Here is a 19,039-nt window from a genome sequence, read left to right on the forward strand (position 1 = left end):
CGGGCGAAGAGGGGTCGCGCTCTTGGATCGTCAAGCGATCATCAACGGCCTGTCGGTCGACGTCGAGGAATGGTTCCAGGTCGGCGCCTTTGAACGCACCATCGCGCGTTCGGAGTGGGACGGTCATGCCAGCCGGGTCGAGCGAAATTGCGACCTGATTCTCGGTCTGTTTGATGATGCCGGCGTGAAGGCGACGTTCTTCACGCTGGGCTGGGTGGCAGAGCGTCATCCCGCCATGATGCGGCGCATTGCCGATGCCGGTCACGAAATCGCCAGCCACGGCTGGGATCACGCCCGAGTCTTCACGCTGGGGGCTGAGGCTTTCGCCGCAGACCTGAAGCGCGCCCGCGAGGCGATTGAACAGGCAAGTGGTCAGGCCGTCACCGGCTACCGCGCACCGAGTTTCTCGATCGACCAGCGAACACCCTGGGCCTTCGAGGTGCTCGCCGAGCAGGGCTACACCTATTCCTCAAGCGTCGCGCCGATCGCGCACGATCACTACGGCTGGCGCGCCGCGCCGCGCTTTGCCTTCCAGCCGTTGGAGGGTTCGGACCTGATCGAAGTTCCGGTGACCACCGCCGAATTTGCCGGTCGGCGCCTTGCCGCAGGTGGTGGGGGTTTCTTCCGCGTGCTGCCCTACGCTTTTTCGCGCTGGGCGATCCGTCAGGTGAATGAACGAGACCGCCGGCCCGCAGTATTCTATTTTCATCCGTGGGAGGTCGATCCCGACCAGCCGCGCATGAAGAATGCGCCGTTCAAATCGCAATTCCGGCATTACACCAACCTCGACGTCATGGCCGCGAAGCTGCGCCTGCTCCTCGGCGACTTCGCCTGGGGCCGGATGGATGCGCTGGTGGTCGGCGAGGCATCGCGCGCTGCGCCGCTCAGGCTTGCGGCATGAACGCGCCGTTTCGTCCGGAAGCAATAACGTTGCGCCAGATCGATCCCGCCGACGCCGGCGAGGCAGCGCGCATCGAAGGCTTTCTTGCTGACCATCCCGGCGCAACCCCGTTCCATCGCCCGGCCTGGCTCTGCGCCGTTGCCGATGGCACCGGCAACCGCGCGCTGGGGCTGGTGGGCGAACGGGGCGGGTCAGTCTGCGCCTGGCTGCCGCTGAACGAGATCCATTCGCCGATCTTCGGCCGGATGCTTGCATCGAGCGGATTTGCGGTTGGTGGCGGCCTCCTGACAGCCGGCTGCGACGGGGACGCGGTTCTGGCCGAGGCCGAGCGGCATGCGCTCATGCGCTCATGCCCATCAATCGAACTGCGCGGCGGCGACCTGCCGCAGGACCTCGTCGGCTGGGTGATCAAGACCGAATCGCATTGCGGCTTCGCGCGTCCACTCGCTGCCGATGATGAAGCTGAACTGCTTGCCATTCCGCGCAAGCAGCGCGCTGAAGTCCGCAAAGGCCTGGAGAAGGACCTGCGGGTTGAGATCGGCACTTCGGCAAAGGACCGCGCGGCCCACTACGCCGTCTACGCCGAATCGGTTCGCAACCTTGGCACGCCGGTATTTCCGCGCGCACTGTTCGATGCCGTCCTCGACCGGTTCGGTGACGCTGCCGATATTCTGACGGTCTATGAAGGCGAACGCTCGGTCGCTTCGGTCCTCTCGGTGTACCATCGCGGTGCGGTCATGCCCTATTGGGGCGGCGGCACGTGGGACGCACGGCGGCTGCGTGCCAATGACCGGATGTATTTCGAGCTGATGCTTCACGCCCGCCGCCGGGGTTGCTCCTCGTTCGATTTCGGCCGGTCGAAGACGGGCAGCGGTGCCTATCACTTCAAGCGCAACTGGGGCTTTGAGCCTGAGCCGCTGTCCTATGCCGCCTGGACTGCACCCGGCCAGCCGGTGCGCGATGCCGATCCGACGAGCGCCAAGCACGCCATGCAGATCGCCGTCTGGCAGCGTCTGCCACTCGCCGTAGCCAACCGGTTGGGGCCGCTGATTGCCAAGGGGCTCGGCTGATGGGAGAGATTCTGTTCCTCGCCCACCGCATCCCGTTCCCGCCCGACCGGGGCGACAAGATCCGCTCGCACCATGTACTGAAAGCACTGGCGAAGCTTGGTCCGGTCCATGTCGCGACTTTCGCCGATGACGAAAACGATGCCGAAGCCCAGCGCGATCTGGAAGCTCTGGCGCGAACCAGCTTTGTGGCAGAGCGCACGAAGCCGATGTGGCGCGCCGGGGCAGAGGCCGTTCTCCGGCGCCAGCCAGTCAGCCTGACCGCCTTTCACGATCCCGCTATCGAACAGTTTGTTGAGCGCACGCTCCGCACGCGCGACATTTCGGCGATCTACGTCTTCTCGGGCCAGATGGGACAATATGTCCCCGCTGACTGGCGCGGGAGGCTGGTGATCGATTTCGTCGATGTCGATTCGGCCAAGTTCGAAGCCTATGCTCAAGTAGGCAATCCGGCGATGCGTCTGATCAATGCGCGCGAGGGCCGGGTACTCAAGGTTGAGGAGAACCGCCTCGCCGCCCGCGCCGACACCAGCCTTCTCGTGTCGCACGAGGAGGCTAAGCTTTTTGCCAGCCGGCTTTCGGTGCCGGCGCGCGTCGAGGCGCTGGAGAACGGAATTGATTCGGCGACTTTCGACCCATTTTCTACGCTGCCGGACACAGTCTTTGCTGGCCTGCCCGGGCACAAGATCGTGTTCACCGGGCAGATGGACTACGCGCCCAATGTAGCCGCTGTCCTGCGGGCCGCGCGCAGTCTGTTGCCGCGCATCCGCTCGGTCATTCCCGGCGCGCAGCTTCATATCATCGGTCGCAATCCGACCGCGCAGGTCAAGGCGCTCGACGGCGTCGATGGCTGCCGGGTCTGGGGCAGGGTCGATTCCATGCCCGCCTATTTGCGCGCGGCTGACCTCGCGCTCGTCCCGCTAGAAATCGCGCGCGGGGTACAGAACAAGGTGCTGGAGGCGATGGCGATGGCCGTGCCCGTCGTCGCCTCAGAAGGCGCAGCTACCGGAATAGGCGCGCAGCACGGGCGCGAGATCATGATTGGTGAGGACGACGACGCACTTGTCCGCCACACCATTACCCTGCTGCGCGACCGTCAGCGTGCGAAGACCATGGGGCTAGCCGCGCGGCGCTACCTGCAGGACCGCCGCTCGTGGCAGGCAGTTCTGGCGCCGCTTCCTGGAATCCTCGGGATGACCGGGCAGGGTGAGAGCCATGCCGCCTGAAGCGCCGGCCATCGACTTTCCCCGCACTTATATCGACCGAATCCCGGCGCATTGGCGTGAACCGGCGGCGGGGCTGGCCGTTTCCTGGCTCCTGCTGATCACCTGCTTTGCACGCGATTGGGCGGCGATGTTCGACCAATGGTGGAACATTTCGACTTATACCCACGTGCTGCTTGTCCCGCCGATCATCGGTTGGCTGGTCTGGCAACGCTGGCCGCAACTGCGCGAAATGACGCCAATCGGCTGGCGGACCGGCCTTTGGTTATTTGCCTGTGCTGCGATCCTTTGGGTGCTGGGGGCCTTTTCGGGATTCAATCTGATTCGACAGTGCGCAGCCGTCGCTATGCTGGGTGCAAGCGCACTGGCCATTCTCGGCCCTAAAGTTGGCCGGGCGCTCCTATTTCCGCTGGGCTACATGGCATTCCTCGTGCCCTTCGGCGACGAGCTGGTACCAGCATTGCAGATGATCACCGCTGAAATGGTGATTCTGCTGACTCACTTGTCCGCCATTCCCGCCGTGATTGACGGCGTCTTCATTGATACGCCCGCGGGCCTGTTCGAAGTGGCAGAGGCCTGTTCGGGGGTAAAATTCCTCATCGCCATGATCGCCTTTGGCGTGCTGGCGGCGCATGTCTGTTTCATCAGCTGGAAACGGCGCATTGCCTTCCTTGTTCTGGCGATAGCCGCGCCGATCCTGGCCAACGGGGTACGCGCCTGGGCGACGATCTACGTCGCGCAGTTCAAGGGCGCCGAATATGCCACCGGCTTCGATCACATCGTCTACGGGTGGTTCTTTTTCGCGCTGGTGATCGCGCTGGTCATCGTGCTGGGCTGGCATTTTTTCGACCGTCCGCCCGGTGCGCCGATGATCGATGGCGAGGCTATCCTTGCCTCGCCGCTGCTCGATCGCTGGTCGCGGCGCTCGGTCGGCATCCGCCCGGCGCTGGTCATCATGGGCTTGGCCGTACTTGGCGCGACGAGCTGGGCGATGGCGGCCGAGCGGCTGTCCGCGCGTTTGCCCGAACAGCTGTTCCTGCCTGACGTCCCTGGATGGCAGCGCGCCGACTATGCGCCGCAAGCCCCTTGGGAGCCCCGCGCTTCCGGTGCGGAACACCGTCTGCTGGGCCGCTATGCGAATGCGCAGGGTGAGACTGTGGACGTTTTCTATGCGCTCTATTCGGGCCAGTCCGAAGGGCGCGAGGCCGGCGGCTTTGGCGAGGGCGCGCTGATGCCGCAATCCGAATGGTCGTGGCTTTCGCCGGGTCCGGCGCTTGATGCTTCAAAGGCAGACCGGCTGCTGGCACGCGGCCAAATCGAGCGGGTTGCCTTTACATGGTACCGCAGCGGCGGAACGCTCACTGGCAGCAATTTCCGCCTGAAATTGGCCAACACGCTGGATCGTCTGCTTTTGCGATCGCGGCCGACTGCCGTGCTTATTATTTCCTCGGAAAAGACGGGAACCCTGAAGCCTGAAGCCAGCGTCGCGCGCTTCCAATCCGCCATCGGCCCTGTCGACGTGTGGATGGACCGCGTCGGCGCGATCCGGTAGGCGCGCGGCATATGTGTGGAATTGCAGGAATTTTCCATCTCGAAACCCCAAAGCCGGTCGATCCGGCGCGGGTGGAAAAGATGTGCGACGCGATCGCGCACCGCGGGCCCGATGGCTCCGGGGTCTGGACCGCGCCGGGCGTCGGTCTAGGCCACCGGCGCCTGTCGATCATAGATCTCGCCGGCTCGCCGCAGCCCATGGCCTCGACCGATGGCCGCGCGATGCTGGTGTTCAACGGCGAGATTTACAATTACCGCGAACTTCGCGCCGAACTGGCCGGTCATGGCGCCGTATTCCACACCGATGGCGACAGCGAGGTCATTCTCGCCGCATGGCAGAAATGGGGGCCTGACTGCCTGCCCAAGCTGCACGGGATGTTCGCCTTCGCCATCTACGACCAGCCGAGCCGGCAGCTTTTCCTAGCCCGTGACCGGTTCGGGGTGAAGCCGCTGTTCCACGCCTCGCTGAGCGACGGAAGTGTAATTTTCGGTTCCGAACTCAAGGCTTTGCTCGCCCATCCGCTGCTGCGGCGCGAGGTCGATCCGCTGGCGATCGAGGATTACCTCGCTTGGGGTTATGTCCCAGACACGCGCTCGATCATCAAGGGCGTGCGCAAACTGCCGGCGGCGCATTCACTTCTACTGGCGCACGGCAAGCCGCTACCTGAGCCGAAGCGCTGGTGGGACATCTCCTTTGCTGATCGTCACAAGGGCAAGGAAGCCGATCTCGAAGCGGAATTGCTGCACTTGCTGGGCCAGGCCGTAACTTCACGCATGGCTGCCGATGTGCCGCTGGGCGCGTTCCTGTCAGGCGGTGTCGACAGCTCCAGCGTGGTCGCGCTGATGGCGGAAAGCAGCAGCCAGCCGGTCAAAACCTGCTCGATCGGCTTCGACGCCAAGGGTCTCGATGAGAGCAATTATGCGGCGCAGGTAGCAAAGCGCTTCGCCACCGATCACCGCGCCCGCAAGGTTTCGCCTGACGACTTCGAAGAGATCGACACGCTCGTCGCCATGTTCGACGAGCCGTTTGCCGATGCCTCGGCGCTGCCCACCTGGCGCGTTTGCCAGCTGGCGCGGGAATCGGTCACGGTGGCGCTTTCGGGCGACGGTGCGGATGAAGCGCTGGGCGGATATCGCCGGCACCGCTTCCAGTTGAATGAGGACCGGTTGCGCGGGCTACTACCGCAAAGCATCCGCTCGCCCTTGTTCGGCTCGCTTGCGTCGGTATGGCCCAAGGTTGACTGGGCACCGCGTCCGCTCCGCGCGAAATCCACATTTGAATCGCTCGCCTCGTCGAGCGAGGCGGCTTACGCGAAGTCGCTCTGCGTGATGGCGCCGGGCCTGCGTGACAGCCTGTACAGCCCTGATTACCTCACCCTGCGCGGGAATTACCGCGCCGAGCAGCCGATGATCGAGCTGATGCGCGGAGCACCCGCTCGTTCAGGGCTGGACAAGGCGCAATATGCCGATCTGGCGTTTTGGCTGCCCGGCGACATTCTGACCAAGGTTGACCGCGCTAGCATGGCGGTGGGACTTGAAGCACGCGAACCGTTGCTCGATCATCGCCTCGTTGAATTTGCGGCACGCCTGCCAGAGCGGATGCGTATTCGCGGCATGGACGGCAAATGGCTGATGAAAAAAACCATGTCGCGGCATTTACCCGACGATATCCTCTATCGACCGAAACAGGGCTTCGTCACGCCGATCGCTGAGTGGTTCCGCGGGCCTCTGGCCGGTGAGGCCCGAGGCATCGCCAAGGGCGCAGCGCTGGCCCGCACGGGGTGGATGGTGCCGGAACGAGTCGCCCAGATGGCCGAAGCGCATATCGGTGGGCGAAGTGACCATTCGCGCACCCTTTGGCAGCTGCTGATGCTTGAAAAATCGCTCACCCAGCTCGGCCTCGCCTGACAAGTGAATGGAGTTCCAGCGGAATTCCGGCAGGGACAATGGTAAGCAGATTTTAAACCAATTTTCCTACAGTCCTGTTGTTATGGATCCAAACTGAGCAGGAAATGCGGGCGTTTCTTAAAAAACCCCTTGTGATTGCGACACTTGTCGCATGCCTGTTCGGGCTGCTGAAGCTTGGCCAGCCGATTGATCATGCATACTGGAATGCCCGTTTCCGCCTGGAAAGGATCGAGGCACCGCAGTCGATCATCCTCGTCACGACCCCGCGGGGCTCCCGCTATACCGAATTGTCTGACGTCGCGCAGGCTAATCTGATCGAACAAGTGGTCGCACAAGCGCCCAAGGCGATCTATTTCGATCAGCCGATCAATTTCGGAGCGGAGAGCGAGACCGCGAAAGAGATCCGGGCGCTCGGTTCCAAGATCACTGTCGTGACCCGGCCTGCCAGCGTCGAGCGATTTGATCCGGAAGCTGTCCAGATCCCTGATCGCAGCGTTATCGGTGACGCGCGGGTCGCCTATTCGGGCTGGTTCGTAAACTTCCTGAGCTACGCCCAAGGCTCGCCTAACGCCGTAAAGGCGGGTGGAAAGGTCTATCCTTCGCTCGCGGTTGATCTGGCAGGCGGCGAGGCATCACCCAGCGCTTACTTCATTCCCAATTTTGCGGTTGATCCGGAATCGATCCGCATCGTTTCTGCGCGCCAATTGTCATCCGGCGAGATCGCAACCGGCTTGTTGACCGGCCGGTCAGTGATCATTTCGGCAGACCGCACGGCGGCTGACTCGCAGATTGGGTACTTCGGGCATGGCCGGGTCAATCCTGTTGCCATGGACATTGCCGGTGCCGTCAGTGTTAGCGCTGCCCGCAGCAACAACATTGGCGACCTGCCGATGCTCTTTGTATTTGTGCTGGGGGCCCTGGCAATTTCGCGGATAGGCCACACGCACTTCCGCCGGTCGGCCTATGCGGTCCTGGCGATCGGGGTCTTTGCTGCACCGGCCGTTCTGCAAAGCTTCGGTTTCTATTCGCCCCCGTCCACCGGGGTGATTGCCCTGTCGATCTTTGGTGCCTTGACGCTGTGGAGCAAATGGCGCCGCCGCGTGTTGCAGACCAGTGCCTCGGGCCTCCCGAATTTCGTCGCGCTCAGCGATGCGAAATTGCCGCCCAACCACGATATCGTGGTTGCGGTGATCGGCCGGTACGAGGAGTTTCTCGCTACACTCCCGGCCAGCCTCCATGCCGAATGCGCCGCGCAGGTTGCACGCCGCTTTGCCGTGGGTAGCGGAATTCAGCAGATATATCACGGCGAAAACGGCCATTTCGCGTGGTTCGAGTATTCCTGTCCGCTGGACCAGCAGACCGAACATTTCGAAGGCATGCGCGCCTTGTTTGCCGCGCCGCTTTTGGTCGGTGGACACATGTTCGATACGAACGTGCACTTCGGACTTGATCGAAATTACCACCTCGACGCCGTTACCCGGCTGAATACCGCACTGGCCAGCGCCAACGAAGCGCTCAAGGCAGGGCGGACGATCGAGCAGTTCGAGGCATCGCGCCTTGCCGATGCACCTTGGGAGCTTTCGCTTCTCGCCCGGATCGACGAGGGCATGAAGAACGGCGACATCTGGCTCGCTTACCAACCGCAGTGGGACTATCGTGGGGCACGTGTTTGCGGTGCCGAAGCTCTGGTGCGCTGGAATGATCCGGTTCGTGGCCCAATCCGGCCGGATGCTTTCATTGTCCAGGCCGAGAAGGCCGGGCGTATCGATGCGCTGACCTATTGGGTGTTTGAAGAGGCCATCACCGCGGCCCAGGCCATGTCAGGCATCCTGCCGGGCTTCCAGATGAGCATTAACCTGTCAGCCCAGCTGGTCGACAAGCCATCGCTGCTGTCATCAATTTCGGAAATAGTCCGTCGCCGCGGCATCGATTGCCGCGAATTCACGATCGAGGTGACCGAGACCGCTGCGGTCTATAATCGCCCCGCAGCCGTTCAGAACCTGCAGCAACTGCGCGCCATGGGCTTCCGCTTGGCCATCGACGATTTCGGCACCGGCGAATCCAGCCTGCTCTATCTGGCTGAACTGCCGAGCGACGAGCTGAAGATCGATCAACACTTCGTATCGCGAATTCTTACCGGTGAACGCGAACGTGAAATCGTCAAAAGCACAATCTCGTTGGCGCACGCGCTCAAGCAGAGCATTGTTGCCGAAGGCATCGAGGATCAGGCGACATTCGAGCTGCTCTCTCGGATGGGCTGTGACACCGGTCAAGGATTCTTCATCGGCCGGCCGGAAGGCTTCGAGCAGTTTCGCCAGAGCTGCCTTGCAATGCAATTAAGCAAGGTTGGAAGTTAACTACTTGTTAACCGAATAAATTAGGCGTAGATCATGGGTGTCCAATTTTTTGGAGACTCGCAATGGACTTTGGTTGGTCGATCTGGAAGTGGCTCTTCCAGTAAAAGCTAAATCTCTGAATTGAAACGGATTCCTAGAATCCCGGACATCAGGGGTCGATAAGAGATTGGCTTGGCGAATCACCAGAGGGTGAGGAGTTAGGGCAGTTAACCGAACGGAATGTGTTAAGCATTTCCGATCATTCAGCACCCCGGCCCTAGGCTGGGGTGTTTGTACATGTGGCCATCGAAATTTTCGCCAATCCGGTAGGAGCGCGAATCCGATAGAGGCATGTAACCGATTAGGCCGTGAAGCGGTGCAGTGCTGCAGACACACCGGATCTGCAGCACTGGTTTCGGGGCCCTTGCCCGCCGCTGGATTAGCGCGAGTCGACCATGACGATTTCGGTATCGTCGAGGGCTTCGACAACGATCGTTGTCTCTCCTGTCACGGCGATCCCGTCGCGAGGTTCCGCCGGCATTCCGTTGACCTTGACCCGGCCGACCGGTGCCACGAGGTACTGGTGCCGCGCCGGATCGGCAGAATAGGTAATCGTGGAGCCTGCCGTCATCGTTGCCGCCATGACGCGCGCATCGGCGCGGATCGGAAGCGCATCGTCACCTTCAGGATCGCCGCTGGCGAGAATCTCCCACTTTCCCGATCGATCTCCGCGCGGAAATTCGCGCTGGCCCCAATGAGGCTCGCCGCCGCGTTGGTCCGGCAGGATCCAGATCTGGAACAGCGTCGTGGCTTCGTCCTCAAGGTTGTATTCGGCGTGGACGACCCCGCTGCCTGCACTCATCACCTGAACGTCGCCGGCGCCGGTGCGGCCTTCGTTACCCATCGAATCACGGTGCGTGATCGCGCCGGAGCGGACGAAGGTGACAATTTCCATGTTGTTGTGCGGGTGCGGGTCAAAGCCCTTCTTCGCCGCGATCGTATCGTCGTTCCATACGCGGATCGCGCCCCAACTCATGCGGGCGGGATCGTGATAATTCGCGAAGCTGAAGTGATGGCGTGCATTGAGCCAACCGTGGTCGGCAGCGCCAAGGCTGGCGAAAGGACGAATATCGATCATTGGATTATCCACCTCGGCGGGGAGTGACCGCCGGAATATCCGCCATATGGGGCGGCAAGGCAGAGTTTCAAGTCAGTCCTCGCCGTGACCCAAGGCGAGGTATTCGGCGCTCTGCATTTCCATCAGGCGGCTGATGGTGCGGTCAAATTCAAAGCGGCCGTCACCCGCTTCGTACAGGTCTTCAGGGTCTGCTGCCGCTGTTGCCAGCAGCTTGACCTTGTGTTCGTACAGCGCGTCGATCAGCGTGACGAAACGTGCAGCCTCGTTGCGGTTTTCCGGACCCATCTTCGGGATGCCGACGAGGATGACGGTGTGGAACTTCTGGGCGATCGCCAGGTAGTCCGGCGCGCCGCGGGCCTCGGCGCAAAGCTTCTTGAAACTGAAAACGGCGACGCCCTTGAGCGTTTTGGGCACGGTCAGTTTGCGCCCGCCGCCGACATCGAGTTCCTCCGAAGGGACGTGCAGGTAGTCCTCAGGCGAGTAGTCGGTCAGGCGGAAAAACGCCTCGCGCACCTGTGCCGTTGCCGCTTCTCCCAGCGGCACATGCCATGTGGGCATGCCGCCAAGCCGTTCGAGCCGGTAATCTACCGGACCATTAAGTGCCAGCACGTCAAGTTCGCGTTCGATCAGCGCGATGAAGGGCAGGAAGTGCTCGCGGTTCAGTCCGTCCATGTAAAGCTGCGACGGCGCGCGGTTGGAGGTCGTCACCACGGTCACGCCTTCGTCACGGATCAGCGCGGTGAACAGCCGGCTCATGATCATGGCATCGGCGCTGTTGTTCACCACCATTTCGTCAAAGGCGAGACAACGGATGTGTTCGCCAAGAGCCTTGGCGACCGGCGGGATCGGATCGCCCTCTTCCTTCTTGCGCTCTTCGCGGAGCAAGGCGTGGACTTCCATCATGAAGGCGTGGAAGTGGACCCGGCGCTTGCGGCGGATGTTCAGGTTTTCATGGAACAGGTCCATCAGCATGGACTTGCCGCGCCCGACGCCGCCCCACAGGTATATGCCCTTGGGGGCAGGGGGCTTGCGGGTGAACAGCTTGCCAAGCACCCCGCGCGGGGCGGCGGTCGATTCCAGTTCGCGCTGCAAGCTGGCCAGCCGTTCGGCAGCTGCCGCCTGTTCCGCATCGGGGCGCAGTTCGCCCGATGCCACCAGCGCTTCGTATCGTTGAATCAGGCCTGTCATGGTCGACGTGTAGGCTTGCGGCCGATCGATGAAAAGCTGGCGACGAGGTCGTCATCCTGCACGAGCTTACCGCGCAGAAATATCAGCCGGCCAGTTTCCCGCAGCACTTCGACGACCAGATCGAGTGACCGCTTGCCATCGCCCGGGCCGATGAACTGGCACTGCAGGTCGACCGAGACCGCGCCCGCCGGCTCGATACCGCACAGCACGTAGGCCCCGGTAAACATCCCGACATCGATAAGTCCGAGCACGATGCCGCCATGGATGCGGCCGGCGGAATTGATGTGGTGCGGCCGGATCGGCAACCGGACTCGGCAGGTATCGCCTTCGCGGCGGCACAAGAGGTTGCCGAGGACTGCCCGGTTGTAAGCGTCTTCGGGGCCAAGTTCATAGATCAGCCACCCTGGATTGGCAGGGTCAGGCTCACAGCGCAAATGAACAGGCTGGTCGGCTTCAGTCATGGCTTAGCCGCAGCGCCTGTCAAACGTGCCGTTCGACTTGCATCTTCTTGATTTCAGCGATGGCCTTGGCGGGCGAGAGACCCTTGGGGCAGACGTTCGCGCAGTTCATGATCGTGTGGCAGCGATAGAGGCGGAAGGGATCTTCCAGCTCGTCGAGCCGTTCGCCGGTCATTTCGTCGCGGCTGTCCGCCAGCCAGCGATAGGCCTGAAGCAGGATCGCCGGGCCGAGGAACTTGTCCGAGTTCCACCAGTAGCTTGGGCACGAGGTCGAGCAGCAGGCGCACAGGATGCACTCGTAAAGGCCATCCAGCTTCTCGCGCTGTTCCGGCGACTGCAGGCGCTCCTTGCCCGAAGGCGTCGGCGTGACCGATTGCAGCCAGGGGCGGATCGAGGCGTACTGCGCGTAGAAATGGGTAAAATCGGGGACAAGGTCCTTGATCACTTCCATGTGCGGCAGCGGGGTGATGCGGATATCGCCCTTGAGGTCTTCGATCGCGGTGGTGCAGGCAAGGCCGTTGCGGCCGTTCATGTTCATCGCGCAGGAACCGCAGATGCCTTCGCGGCACGAGCGGCGGAAAGTCAGCGTCGGATCGACCTCGTTCTTGATCTTGATGATCGCGTCGAGGACCATCGGGCCGCACTTTTCGAGGTCGATCTCGAAGGTGTCGTAACGCGGGTTCTGGCCCGAATCCGGGTCATAGCGATAGACGGTGAACTTCTTCACCTTGGCGGCGCCCTCAGCCTTGTGGTGCTGGCCCTTGCCGCTGATCTTGCTCTTCGCGTCGAGGAAAAATTCGGCCATGAATCCGGTTCCATCCTATGCTTTGCGCACCCCTCTAGCGATTCAGCGCGGCGGGGCAAGGGGGCAGGGAATTTGAGGGCAGGCAACGCAGGTGCGAATTGCGCCTCCCTGCTTGCAGGAAATGCAAGTTGATGAAGTACAGCCGCAGCGCAGTGTCTTTCGCGCGCGAGGGCTGGATGTGCGAAAGCCGCGCTGGTGGGCGCGGCTTTTCGGGTTTCGGTTGGTCTGGACAGGTCAAAGAGCCAGCCGACCTTGGCAGACCGCAGCCGTGTAGGAAAGCGCGCTAAAGCGCAGACAAGTTGGAAAACGGACCCTTCGGTTCTGGCCATGTGCGGACATCTGGGCCAAATCGCGGACATGCAGTCCGCGCGCGAGCACCGTTTCGATATTCAGGTCCTGCGCGGGATCGCGGTGCTGTTTGTGCTGGCTTTCCACGCTTTCCCCGAAATCGCGCGCGGCGGATTCCTTGGCGTCGACTTGTTCTTCGTTCTGTCCGGCTATCTCGTCACACGCATCATTCTGGAAGGGCTGGAGCGCGGGACATTCACTTTCGCCAGCTTCTACCTGCGCCGGGCGCGCCGCCTGCTTCCTGCCGCATGGACGACGCTTCTCGCCACGACCGTGCTGGGCTGGCTGTTGATGACCTCGGCGCAGTGGCACGATTATCTGCGCCAGCTTTACGGAGCGCTGGCCTTCGTCGCCAATGTCGCGCTGCTGTTCGAGGCGGGTTATTTCGATAGCGCGGCGGCGACAAAGCCGTTGCTGCACACCTGGTCGCTTTCGCTGGAGGAGCAGTATTACCTCGTCCTCCCGGTCGCGCTGTTGTTCACGCCGCGCCGCTGGCGACTCGCGATGATCCTCGCCGGGCTGCTGGCCAGTCTGGGAATCGCAGTGATCTGGACGACGTTGGCAGGCAAGGCGAACCTGGCGTTCTATCTGCTGCCGGCACGCGCCTGGGAACTGCTGGCCGGATCGCTGTGTGCGTGGCTGGCGATCTATCGACGCCCTGCCGTGAGCGCGCTGTGGAAAGGGCTGGCGCTGGCCGCCATCATCGCCATCTGCGCATTGGCATCGGATCATACCCAGCCGGGCTGGCCAGCGATTGCGGTCTGCGCGGCGACAGCGGTGATCCTGCTGGGACGGGATGGCTGGCTTCCGGCCAATCTGGTCACACGGACCACCGCACGGATCGGCGACTGGTCCTATTCGATCTACCTGATCCACTGGCCGCTGCTGTGCTTTGCGGGGCTCGTGTATCTTGGCAACCCGCCACTCTGGCTGAAATGCTTGGTTCTGCTAATTTCTGTCGGTCTTGGCTGGTTGCAATATCGCCATGTCGAACAGCCGCTACGCCGCGCGGAATTCTGGGCGAAGCGCGGCCGCGCCTTTGCCGTGCCAGTTGTCATGCTCGCCGCTATTGCCGCAGTCAGCCTGCCGATGGCGATCGGCGGCGCGCGAGGAACGGGGGCAGAGCTTGCCCATGAATTGCGCCCCAATCGCGGGCTGGCGAAAGATTGTGGCGAGCTGGGCAATCGCTGGCAGCCGGCTGAGGTATGCCGCAGCGGTCCAGCTCCAAGGGTCGCCATCTGGGGAGACAGTTTCGCCATGCAGCTGGTGCCCGGCCTGCTGGCCGATCCGGCCATCGCCAATTCCCTGCTGCAAGTCACGCGCAGCGCCTGCGCTCCGATCCCCAAGGCGGCGGAGCTGCGCCCGGGCTACTCCCGCATCGCCATGGATAATTGCGTTGAGTTCACGGATTCGGTGCTCGTTCAGCTGGCGGCGATGGACGCAGTCGATGTCGTCGTCATCAGTTCGCGCTTTCGTCTGCTGACAGGTGACACGCCGTTCCTGCTTGGTGGGCGCACCGATGCCCGGCCCGAGGAACTGGTTGCCGCATTGGAAGCGGCAATCCGCCAGCTCCAGGCCAGCGGCAAGCGCGTCATCCTCGTCTCGCCCGTGCCGCATGCGACATTCAATCCTGCCGAGTGCGAGGTCCTGCAGCGCGAAGGCCTGCCAAACCTTTCCGTGAAAAGCTGTGCCTTTACCTTGCAGGACATTCATCCGCAGGTGCGCCGCGTCAGCGAACTGCTGGACGAAGTGGCGCAGCGGACCGGGGCAACATTTGTTCGGCTCGACAAGGCGGTATGCCCGGAAGGCGTTTGCCGCACCGCAATCGAGGGGAAATTGGTGTTCCGCGACCGCAGCCACCTCAGCGTCGAAGGTGCGCGCCGTCTGGTGCCGCACAGCGGCCTGATCGAGGCAATTGGTCCGCTGCCGGACCGCCGCTGAAGTCCAGCAGCGGCCCGGCTTCCGGCAAGCGGTTCAGTCGACGTGCGCGCCCAATCCGCCCGAAGGACCGGTGAAGCCGGCAGCGCCGCCTTCGCCTTCCCACCAATAAGCTGGCCGCTTGCGGGTGCCGGTGACTTCCTCGTTCAGCGTCGCCGCGTCGTAGAGGCGGCCGCCGATCATGACCTTGGCGATCTTGTCAGAATTGCGGATGTCCTTGGTCGGGTCGGCATCGAGCACGACGAGGTCGGCCAACTTGCCCGGTGCAAGGCTGCCGATGTCAGCGTCAAAGCCAAGGCTGCGGGCGCTTTCGATGGTGCCGGCGCGCAGGGCCTCCACTGGCGTCATGCCGCCGCGCACGAAGGACCACAGTTCCCAGTGAGCGGCGATGCCGGCTTCCTGACCATGCGCGCCGATCGATACCGGCACGCCGAGCCGGGCCAGCTTGGCCGCCTCGCGGGCGTTGTTGTCGTCGACATAGTCTTCTTCGGGAGCGATTTCGCGGCGCGCGCCGGCGGCGGCGAGGGCAGAGGCCGGCTCATGCTTCTGGAGCAGCGGGTGCTTCCAGATCTCGGTATGCGAGCGCCAATAGGGATCGCCCGCCGGGCCGCCATAGGTCACAACCAGCGTGGGTGTGTAGCCAACTTTCGAGCGCGAGAAGTACTGCTGCACGTCCTGGTACATCACGTCGACCGGGATGTTATGCTCGATCGTGGTGTTGCCATCGGCGATCAGCGACATGTCGAAGCCGAACAGCGAACCGCCCTCGGCCACCGAACGCATGTTCTCGGCAATGGCGGCGCGCATCACTTGCTGGCGCTGTTCGCGCCGGGGCTGGTTGTAGTTCTTGATCGAGAACGCCCCTTGCGCCTTCAGTCGGCGGACATGGGCAAGCGCGTCCTCATAGGAGTTGATCTCGGCGTAGACGCCCGGGCTCTTCGCGCCATAGACGATCTCTCCGGTCGAGAAGCTGCGCGGGCCGAGGACGAGGCCGGCGCGTTGCATTTCCAGCTGCGGGAAGACCAGCGCCGAACGGCTTGACGGGTCGTGGCGGGTGGTGACGCCGAGCGCGAGGTTGGTCAGTTCCGACCAGTTCGCCTGCAGGGTCAGCTCATCGATGCCGTAGGGGCCGTGGGCGTGGGCATCGACGAGGCCGGGGATGATCGTCTTGCCGGCGGCATCAACCGTTGGCGTGCCTGACGGAACCGCGACGGAAGCGCGCGGGCCGACAGCCTTGATGCGGTCGCCCTCGATCAGGATCGTGCCATCCTCGATCACGCCGCCATCCGCGCCGTTCATCGTGACGATCCGCGCGCCGGTGATGGCGACCGAACCCTTCGGCTTGTCGAGCGTGACCGGCATCGACAACGAGACACCGGTTGCAGGCGGGGTGTACTTCGCCGCGCGCGGGCCGGGGGCATTGGCGAAGAACGTGGCGCGGTCAGCGGTGTAGAGCACCGGGCCGAGCGACCAGTGCAGCTTGTTGCCGGCATTCGACCAGTGGATCCAGTCGGCCCCGTCGCCGCTGGCCTTGGTCACTGGCAGCGGCGTTCCCGAAGGCTGGGCGGACAGCGTCTGCGTGCCCGGCAGCATAGGCATGACGAAGGCCTGATAGTTCTGGCGGAAGGCGAAGAACTTGCCATCGGGCGAGACGGCATAGTCGTTCACCAGCTCGCCCTCGGCATGGACGCGCTTGGCCTCGCCACCCAGATCGGTGCTGACCAGCTTGCCCTTGCCGCCTTCATAGACATAGGCAAACACGCGGTCGCTGGCCGCGCCGAACTGCGGGTGGCCGCCATCGCGCAACACGCGAGTGACCGCACCGCCGCTCGCAGCGACCTTGTAGAGGCCGGGTTCGGCCGAATTGCGGGGCGAGACGAGTCCGCCGCCCTGCTGCTTTTCGAAGACGATCGTTCGGCCATCGGGGGAAAAGGCGGGGCGGGCGTAATGACCGGGGTTTGCCGTGACGGTTGCCGCGCCCGAGCCATCAGCGCCGACCGTGCGGATCTCGCCAAGGCCGGTGTCGGTCCAGCGGACGAAAGCCACGCGGCGGCTGTCAGGCGACCATGCGGGATAGGCTTCCATCGCCTCGGTCTCGCTGGTCAGACGGCGGGCCGTGCCGCCGGTTGCAGGCTTGACCCACAGCTTGCCGAGCGTCTCGAACACGATCTGGCTGCCATCGGGCGAAACCGTAGCGCCGCGCGGGATCGATGTGTTGAACGTCGCCGGAGCCACCGGGATGGCTGGGCGCGGCGGATCGACGACAAGCCGCGTGTCATTGACGCGGAAGGGGATTACGCTGGCTTTCGCCGATGCGAGGTCGAGCCGGTTGAGCTTGCCGCCCGCCCAGAACACGATCGCCTTGCTGTCAGGCGTCCAGGCCATGTTGGGATAGACGCCGGTGACCGCCCAGGTTTCCTGCACGTCCTGATCGAGCGTATCGTAAACCTTGCGGTCGGTGCCGGTGACGAGGTCGCGGACATAGAGCTTCGACTTCGTCCGTTCGCGCCGGACATAGGCGATCTTGGTGCCATCGGGCGAAGGGGTGGGCCGCACCGCGCCGCCTTCGCCGCCGATTTCCTGATCGGTTTCGCCCGTCTCAAGGTCATAGCGTTCGATGGCGAACAGCTGGGTATTGCTGTCCTGCGCGTAGATGAAGGTGCCGCCCGGCGTGGTGTTACGGGTGAAATAGACATGGCGGCCATCGGGGGCGAAGATCGGTTCGCCCAGTTCCTTCTGGTGCGTCTCGTTGGGCCGCTTGACCAGTTGCACGCCGGCACCGCCCGATACGTGGTACATCCAGCCCTCCCCGGTGCCAAGCGAGCGCTGGGTGGTGAAGTGCTTCTTGGCGACGATGTACTGCCCGTCCGGGCTCCAGCTTGGCTGGTTGAGCAGGCGGAAATTCTCGGTCGTCAGCTGGCGCTTGTCGCTGCCATCGGCGTTCATGATCCAGATGTTGTCACCGCCGCCCCGGTCAGAGGTGAAAACGATCCGCTTGCCATCGGGCGAGAAGCGCGGCTGCGTTTCATAGGCGAGACCCTCGGCAATGCGCGTCGGTGTGCCGCCCTCAATCGGCAAGGTGTAGATATCCCCCAGCAGGTCGAACGCCACGCGCTTGCCATCGGGCGAAACATCGAGGTTCATCCACGTGCCCTCGGCCGTGTCGATAGCAATGGGCCGCGTCTTCATCCCCGGCGGGGCGTTGACGTCCCACTTGGCTTCCTTGGCCGGTTCAGCGGCAAGCGCGGGGGTGGAAATGGCGATGGCGAGAGTTGAAACAGCAGCAAAAGTGCGAAACATGCGACAGGTGTCCCCAATTCGGAATGGGCGCAACATCAGGCTACTGTCACCAATGTCAACGCCTGTCCGATGAACGTGCAAGGCGGCTTGCCGGATGACTTGGGCTGTGGTCCCTTGGTTCACATGAAACTGTCTGTTTTCAGTCCCGGTGCACGGCCATGACCATGCGCGCCTGCGTGTTCGGTGCCTCGGGCGGCATCGGAGCGGCGCTCGTCGCCCGGCTGGCCGCGCGTGATGATGTATCGGAGGTGTTCGCCCTCTCTCGTCGGCCGACTGAGGGTGGGGGCAAGGTCACGAGCCTCGCCTTCGATCTCACCGACGAAGCCTCGATTGCGGCGGCAACGAAGCGTATGGGTGAGGGCGGGGCGATCGATCTTGCGATTGTCGCCACCGGCATTCTCTCGCTGGGAGAAGGCAAGGGCCCGGAAAAGAGCGTCTCGCAAATCGATGGCGCGGCGATGGCGCAGGTCTTTGCGCTCAACACCATTGGCCCCGCGCTCATCATGAAGCATGTCATGCCGCTGCAGCCCCGCGAATCCCGCGCGGTGCTGGCCGTGCTATCGGCGCGCGTCGGATCGATTGGCGACAACAAGCTCGGCGGCTGGCACTCCTACCGCGCATCCAAAGCCGCGCTGAACATGCTGGTGCGCAACTGCGCGATCGAACTCGCCCGCACCCGGCCCAAGGCCATTGCGGTTGCCCTCCATCCGGGGACGGTCGACACCGCCCTGTCCCAGCCATTCCAGCGCGGCGTTCCGCTGGACAAGCTGTTCACGCCGGATCGCTCTGCCGGGCACCTGCTCGAGGTCATCGACGGGCTGGCCCGCGAAGACAGCGGCGGACTGTTTGCGTGGGACGGCCAGCGCATCGAATTCTGA

13 protein-coding genes are annotated in these 19,039 nt (G+C 63.2%); 8 read left to right on the forward strand and 5 right to left on the reverse strand.

Annotated features, from left to right (window positions below):
- Positions 1 to 37: 37 nt before the first annotated feature.
- From RMO89_RS10665 to RMO89_RS10690, 6 genes are all read left to right on the forward strand, one after another.
- The gene (locus tag RMO89_RS10665) at positions 38 to 901 is read left to right on the forward strand and encodes an XrtA system polysaccharide deacetylase (protein WP_310533070.1); all 864 of its coding nucleotides are present in this window, start codon (positions 38 to 40) and stop codon (positions 899 to 901) included.
- Positions 898 to 1,971: a FemAB family XrtA/PEP-CTERM system-associated protein gene (locus RMO89_RS10670; protein ID WP_310533019.1), complete on the forward strand. Its 1,074-nt coding sequence runs from the start codon at positions 898 to 900 to the stop codon at positions 1,969 to 1,971. Before RMO89_RS10665 ends, RMO89_RS10670 begins: the two co-directional genes overlap by 4 nt.
- Positions 1,971 to 3,194 (forward strand): TIGR03087 family PEP-CTERM/XrtA system glycosyltransferase, encoded by a 1,224-nt coding sequence (locus tag RMO89_RS10675; RefSeq protein ID WP_310533021.1) that lies wholly within the window; start codon positions 1,971 to 1,973, stop codon positions 3,192 to 3,194. Before RMO89_RS10670 ends, RMO89_RS10675 begins: the two co-directional genes overlap by 1 nt.
- A complete protein-coding gene (xrtA, locus tag RMO89_RS10680; protein WP_310533022.1) occupies positions 3,184 to 4,743 on the forward strand; it encodes an exosortase A in 1,560 nt (519 codons plus the stop codon). Before RMO89_RS10675 ends, xrtA begins: the two co-directional genes overlap by 11 nt.
- Positions 4,744 to 4,754: 11 nt before the next feature.
- Entirely contained in the window at positions 4,755 to 6,650 is a 1,896-nt protein-coding gene (locus RMO89_RS10685) for an XrtA/PEP-CTERM system amidotransferase (RefSeq protein WP_310533023.1), read from the forward strand.
- A gap of 131 nt (positions 6,651 to 6,781) precedes the next feature.
- Positions 6,782 to 9,007, forward strand: coding sequence for an EAL domain-containing protein (locus RMO89_RS10690; protein WP_310533024.1), 2,226 nt, complete (start codon positions 6,782 to 6,784; stop codon positions 9,005 to 9,007).
- Between the two features lie 418 nt (positions 9,008 to 9,425).
- Here the strand turns inward: RMO89_RS10690 and RMO89_RS10695 are convergent, their stop codons facing one another.
- The 4 genes from RMO89_RS10695 to RMO89_RS10710 all read right to left on the reverse strand — a co-directional run bounded on the left by RMO89_RS10695 (position 9,426) and on the right by RMO89_RS10710 (position 12,575).
- A complete protein-coding gene (locus tag RMO89_RS10695) occupies positions 9,426 to 10,124 on the reverse strand; it encodes a pirin family protein (RefSeq protein WP_310533025.1) in 699 nt (232 codons plus the stop codon).
- Positions 10,125 to 10,196: 72 nt separating this feature from the next.
- Positions 10,197 to 11,312: a cell division protein ZapE gene (gene zapE / locus RMO89_RS10700; protein ID WP_310533026.1), complete on the reverse strand. Its 1,116-nt coding sequence runs from the start codon at positions 11,310 to 11,312 to the stop codon at positions 10,197 to 10,199.
- On the reverse strand, positions 11,309 to 11,773 hold the full coding sequence (locus RMO89_RS10705) for a PaaI family thioesterase (protein ID WP_310533027.1): 465 nt from the start codon (positions 11,771 to 11,773) through the stop codon (positions 11,309 to 11,311). The genes zapE and RMO89_RS10705 overlap by 4 nt, the downstream gene beginning before the upstream one ends.
- Before the next feature lie 19 nt (positions 11,774 to 11,792).
- Entirely contained in the window at positions 11,793 to 12,575 is a 783-nt protein-coding gene (locus RMO89_RS10710) for a succinate dehydrogenase iron-sulfur subunit (RefSeq protein WP_310533028.1), read from the reverse strand.
- A gap of 357 nt (positions 12,576 to 12,932) precedes the next feature.
- On the opposite strand from RMO89_RS10710, the gene RMO89_RS10715 reads away from it, so the two are divergent.
- Complete coding sequence (locus tag RMO89_RS10715; protein WP_310533029.1) at positions 12,933 to 14,864, forward strand: acyltransferase family protein; 1,932 nt, start codon at positions 12,933 to 12,935, stop codon at positions 14,862 to 14,864.
- Positions 14,865 to 14,897: 33 nt separating this feature from the next.
- Here the strand turns inward: RMO89_RS10715 and RMO89_RS10720 are convergent, their stop codons facing one another.
- On the reverse strand, positions 14,898 to 18,161 hold the full coding sequence (locus RMO89_RS10720) for an amidohydrolase family protein (protein ID WP_310533030.1): 3,264 nt from the start codon (positions 18,159 to 18,161) through the stop codon (positions 14,898 to 14,900).
- A 158-nt stretch (positions 18,162 to 18,319) separates the two neighbouring features.
- Between RMO89_RS10720 and RMO89_RS10725 the strand changes: the two genes are divergently transcribed.
- Positions 18,320 to 19,039: an SDR family NAD(P)-dependent oxidoreductase gene (locus RMO89_RS10725; protein ID WP_310533031.1), complete on the forward strand. Its 720-nt coding sequence runs from the start codon at positions 18,320 to 18,322 to the stop codon at positions 19,037 to 19,039.

Origin of the sequence: Novosphingobium sp. (assembly GCF_031424035.1) — a bacterium.
GTDB lineage: Bacteria > Pseudomonadota > Alphaproteobacteria > Sphingomonadales > Sphingomonadaceae > Novosphingobium.

Excerpts from the sequence above, each read along its gene's own strand:
- zapE (WP_310533026.1), bottom strand. The coding sequence starts at position 11,312 with ATGACAGGCCTGATTCAACGATACGAAGCGCTGGTGGCATCGGGCGAA.
- RMO89_RS10705 (WP_310533027.1), bottom strand. The coding sequence starts at position 11,773 with ATGACTGAAGCCGACCAGCCTGTTCATTTGCGCTGTGAGCCTGACCCT.
- xrtA (WP_310533022.1), top strand. The coding sequence starts at position 3,184 with ATGCCGCCTGAAGCGCCGGCCATCGACTTTCCCCGCACTTATATCGAC.
- RMO89_RS10710 (WP_310533028.1), bottom strand. The coding sequence starts at position 12,575 with ATGGCCGAATTTTTCCTCGACGCGAAGAGCAAGATCAGCGGCAAGGGC.
- RMO89_RS10695 (WP_310533025.1), bottom strand. The coding sequence starts at position 10,124 with ATGATCGATATTCGTCCTTTCGCCAGCCTTGGCGCTGCCGACCACGGT.
- RMO89_RS10675 (WP_310533021.1), top strand. The coding sequence starts at position 1,971 with ATGGGAGAGATTCTGTTCCTCGCCCACCGCATCCCGTTCCCGCCCGAC.
- RMO89_RS10720 (WP_310533030.1), bottom strand. The coding sequence starts at position 18,161 with ATGTTTCGCACTTTTGCTGCTGTTTCAACTCTCGCCATCGCCATTTCC.
- RMO89_RS10725 (WP_310533031.1), top strand. The coding sequence starts at position 18,320 with ATGACCATGCGCGCCTGCGTGTTCGGTGCCTCGGGCGGCATCGGAGCG.
- RMO89_RS10685 (WP_310533023.1), top strand. The coding sequence starts at position 4,755 with ATGTGTGGAATTGCAGGAATTTTCCATCTCGAAACCCCAAAGCCGGTC.
- RMO89_RS10670 (WP_310533019.1), top strand. The coding sequence starts at position 898 with ATGAACGCGCCGTTTCGTCCGGAAGCAATAACGTTGCGCCAGATCGAT.
- RMO89_RS10715 (WP_310533029.1), top strand. The coding sequence starts at position 12,933 with ATGCAGTCCGCGCGCGAGCACCGTTTCGATATTCAGGTCCTGCGCGGG.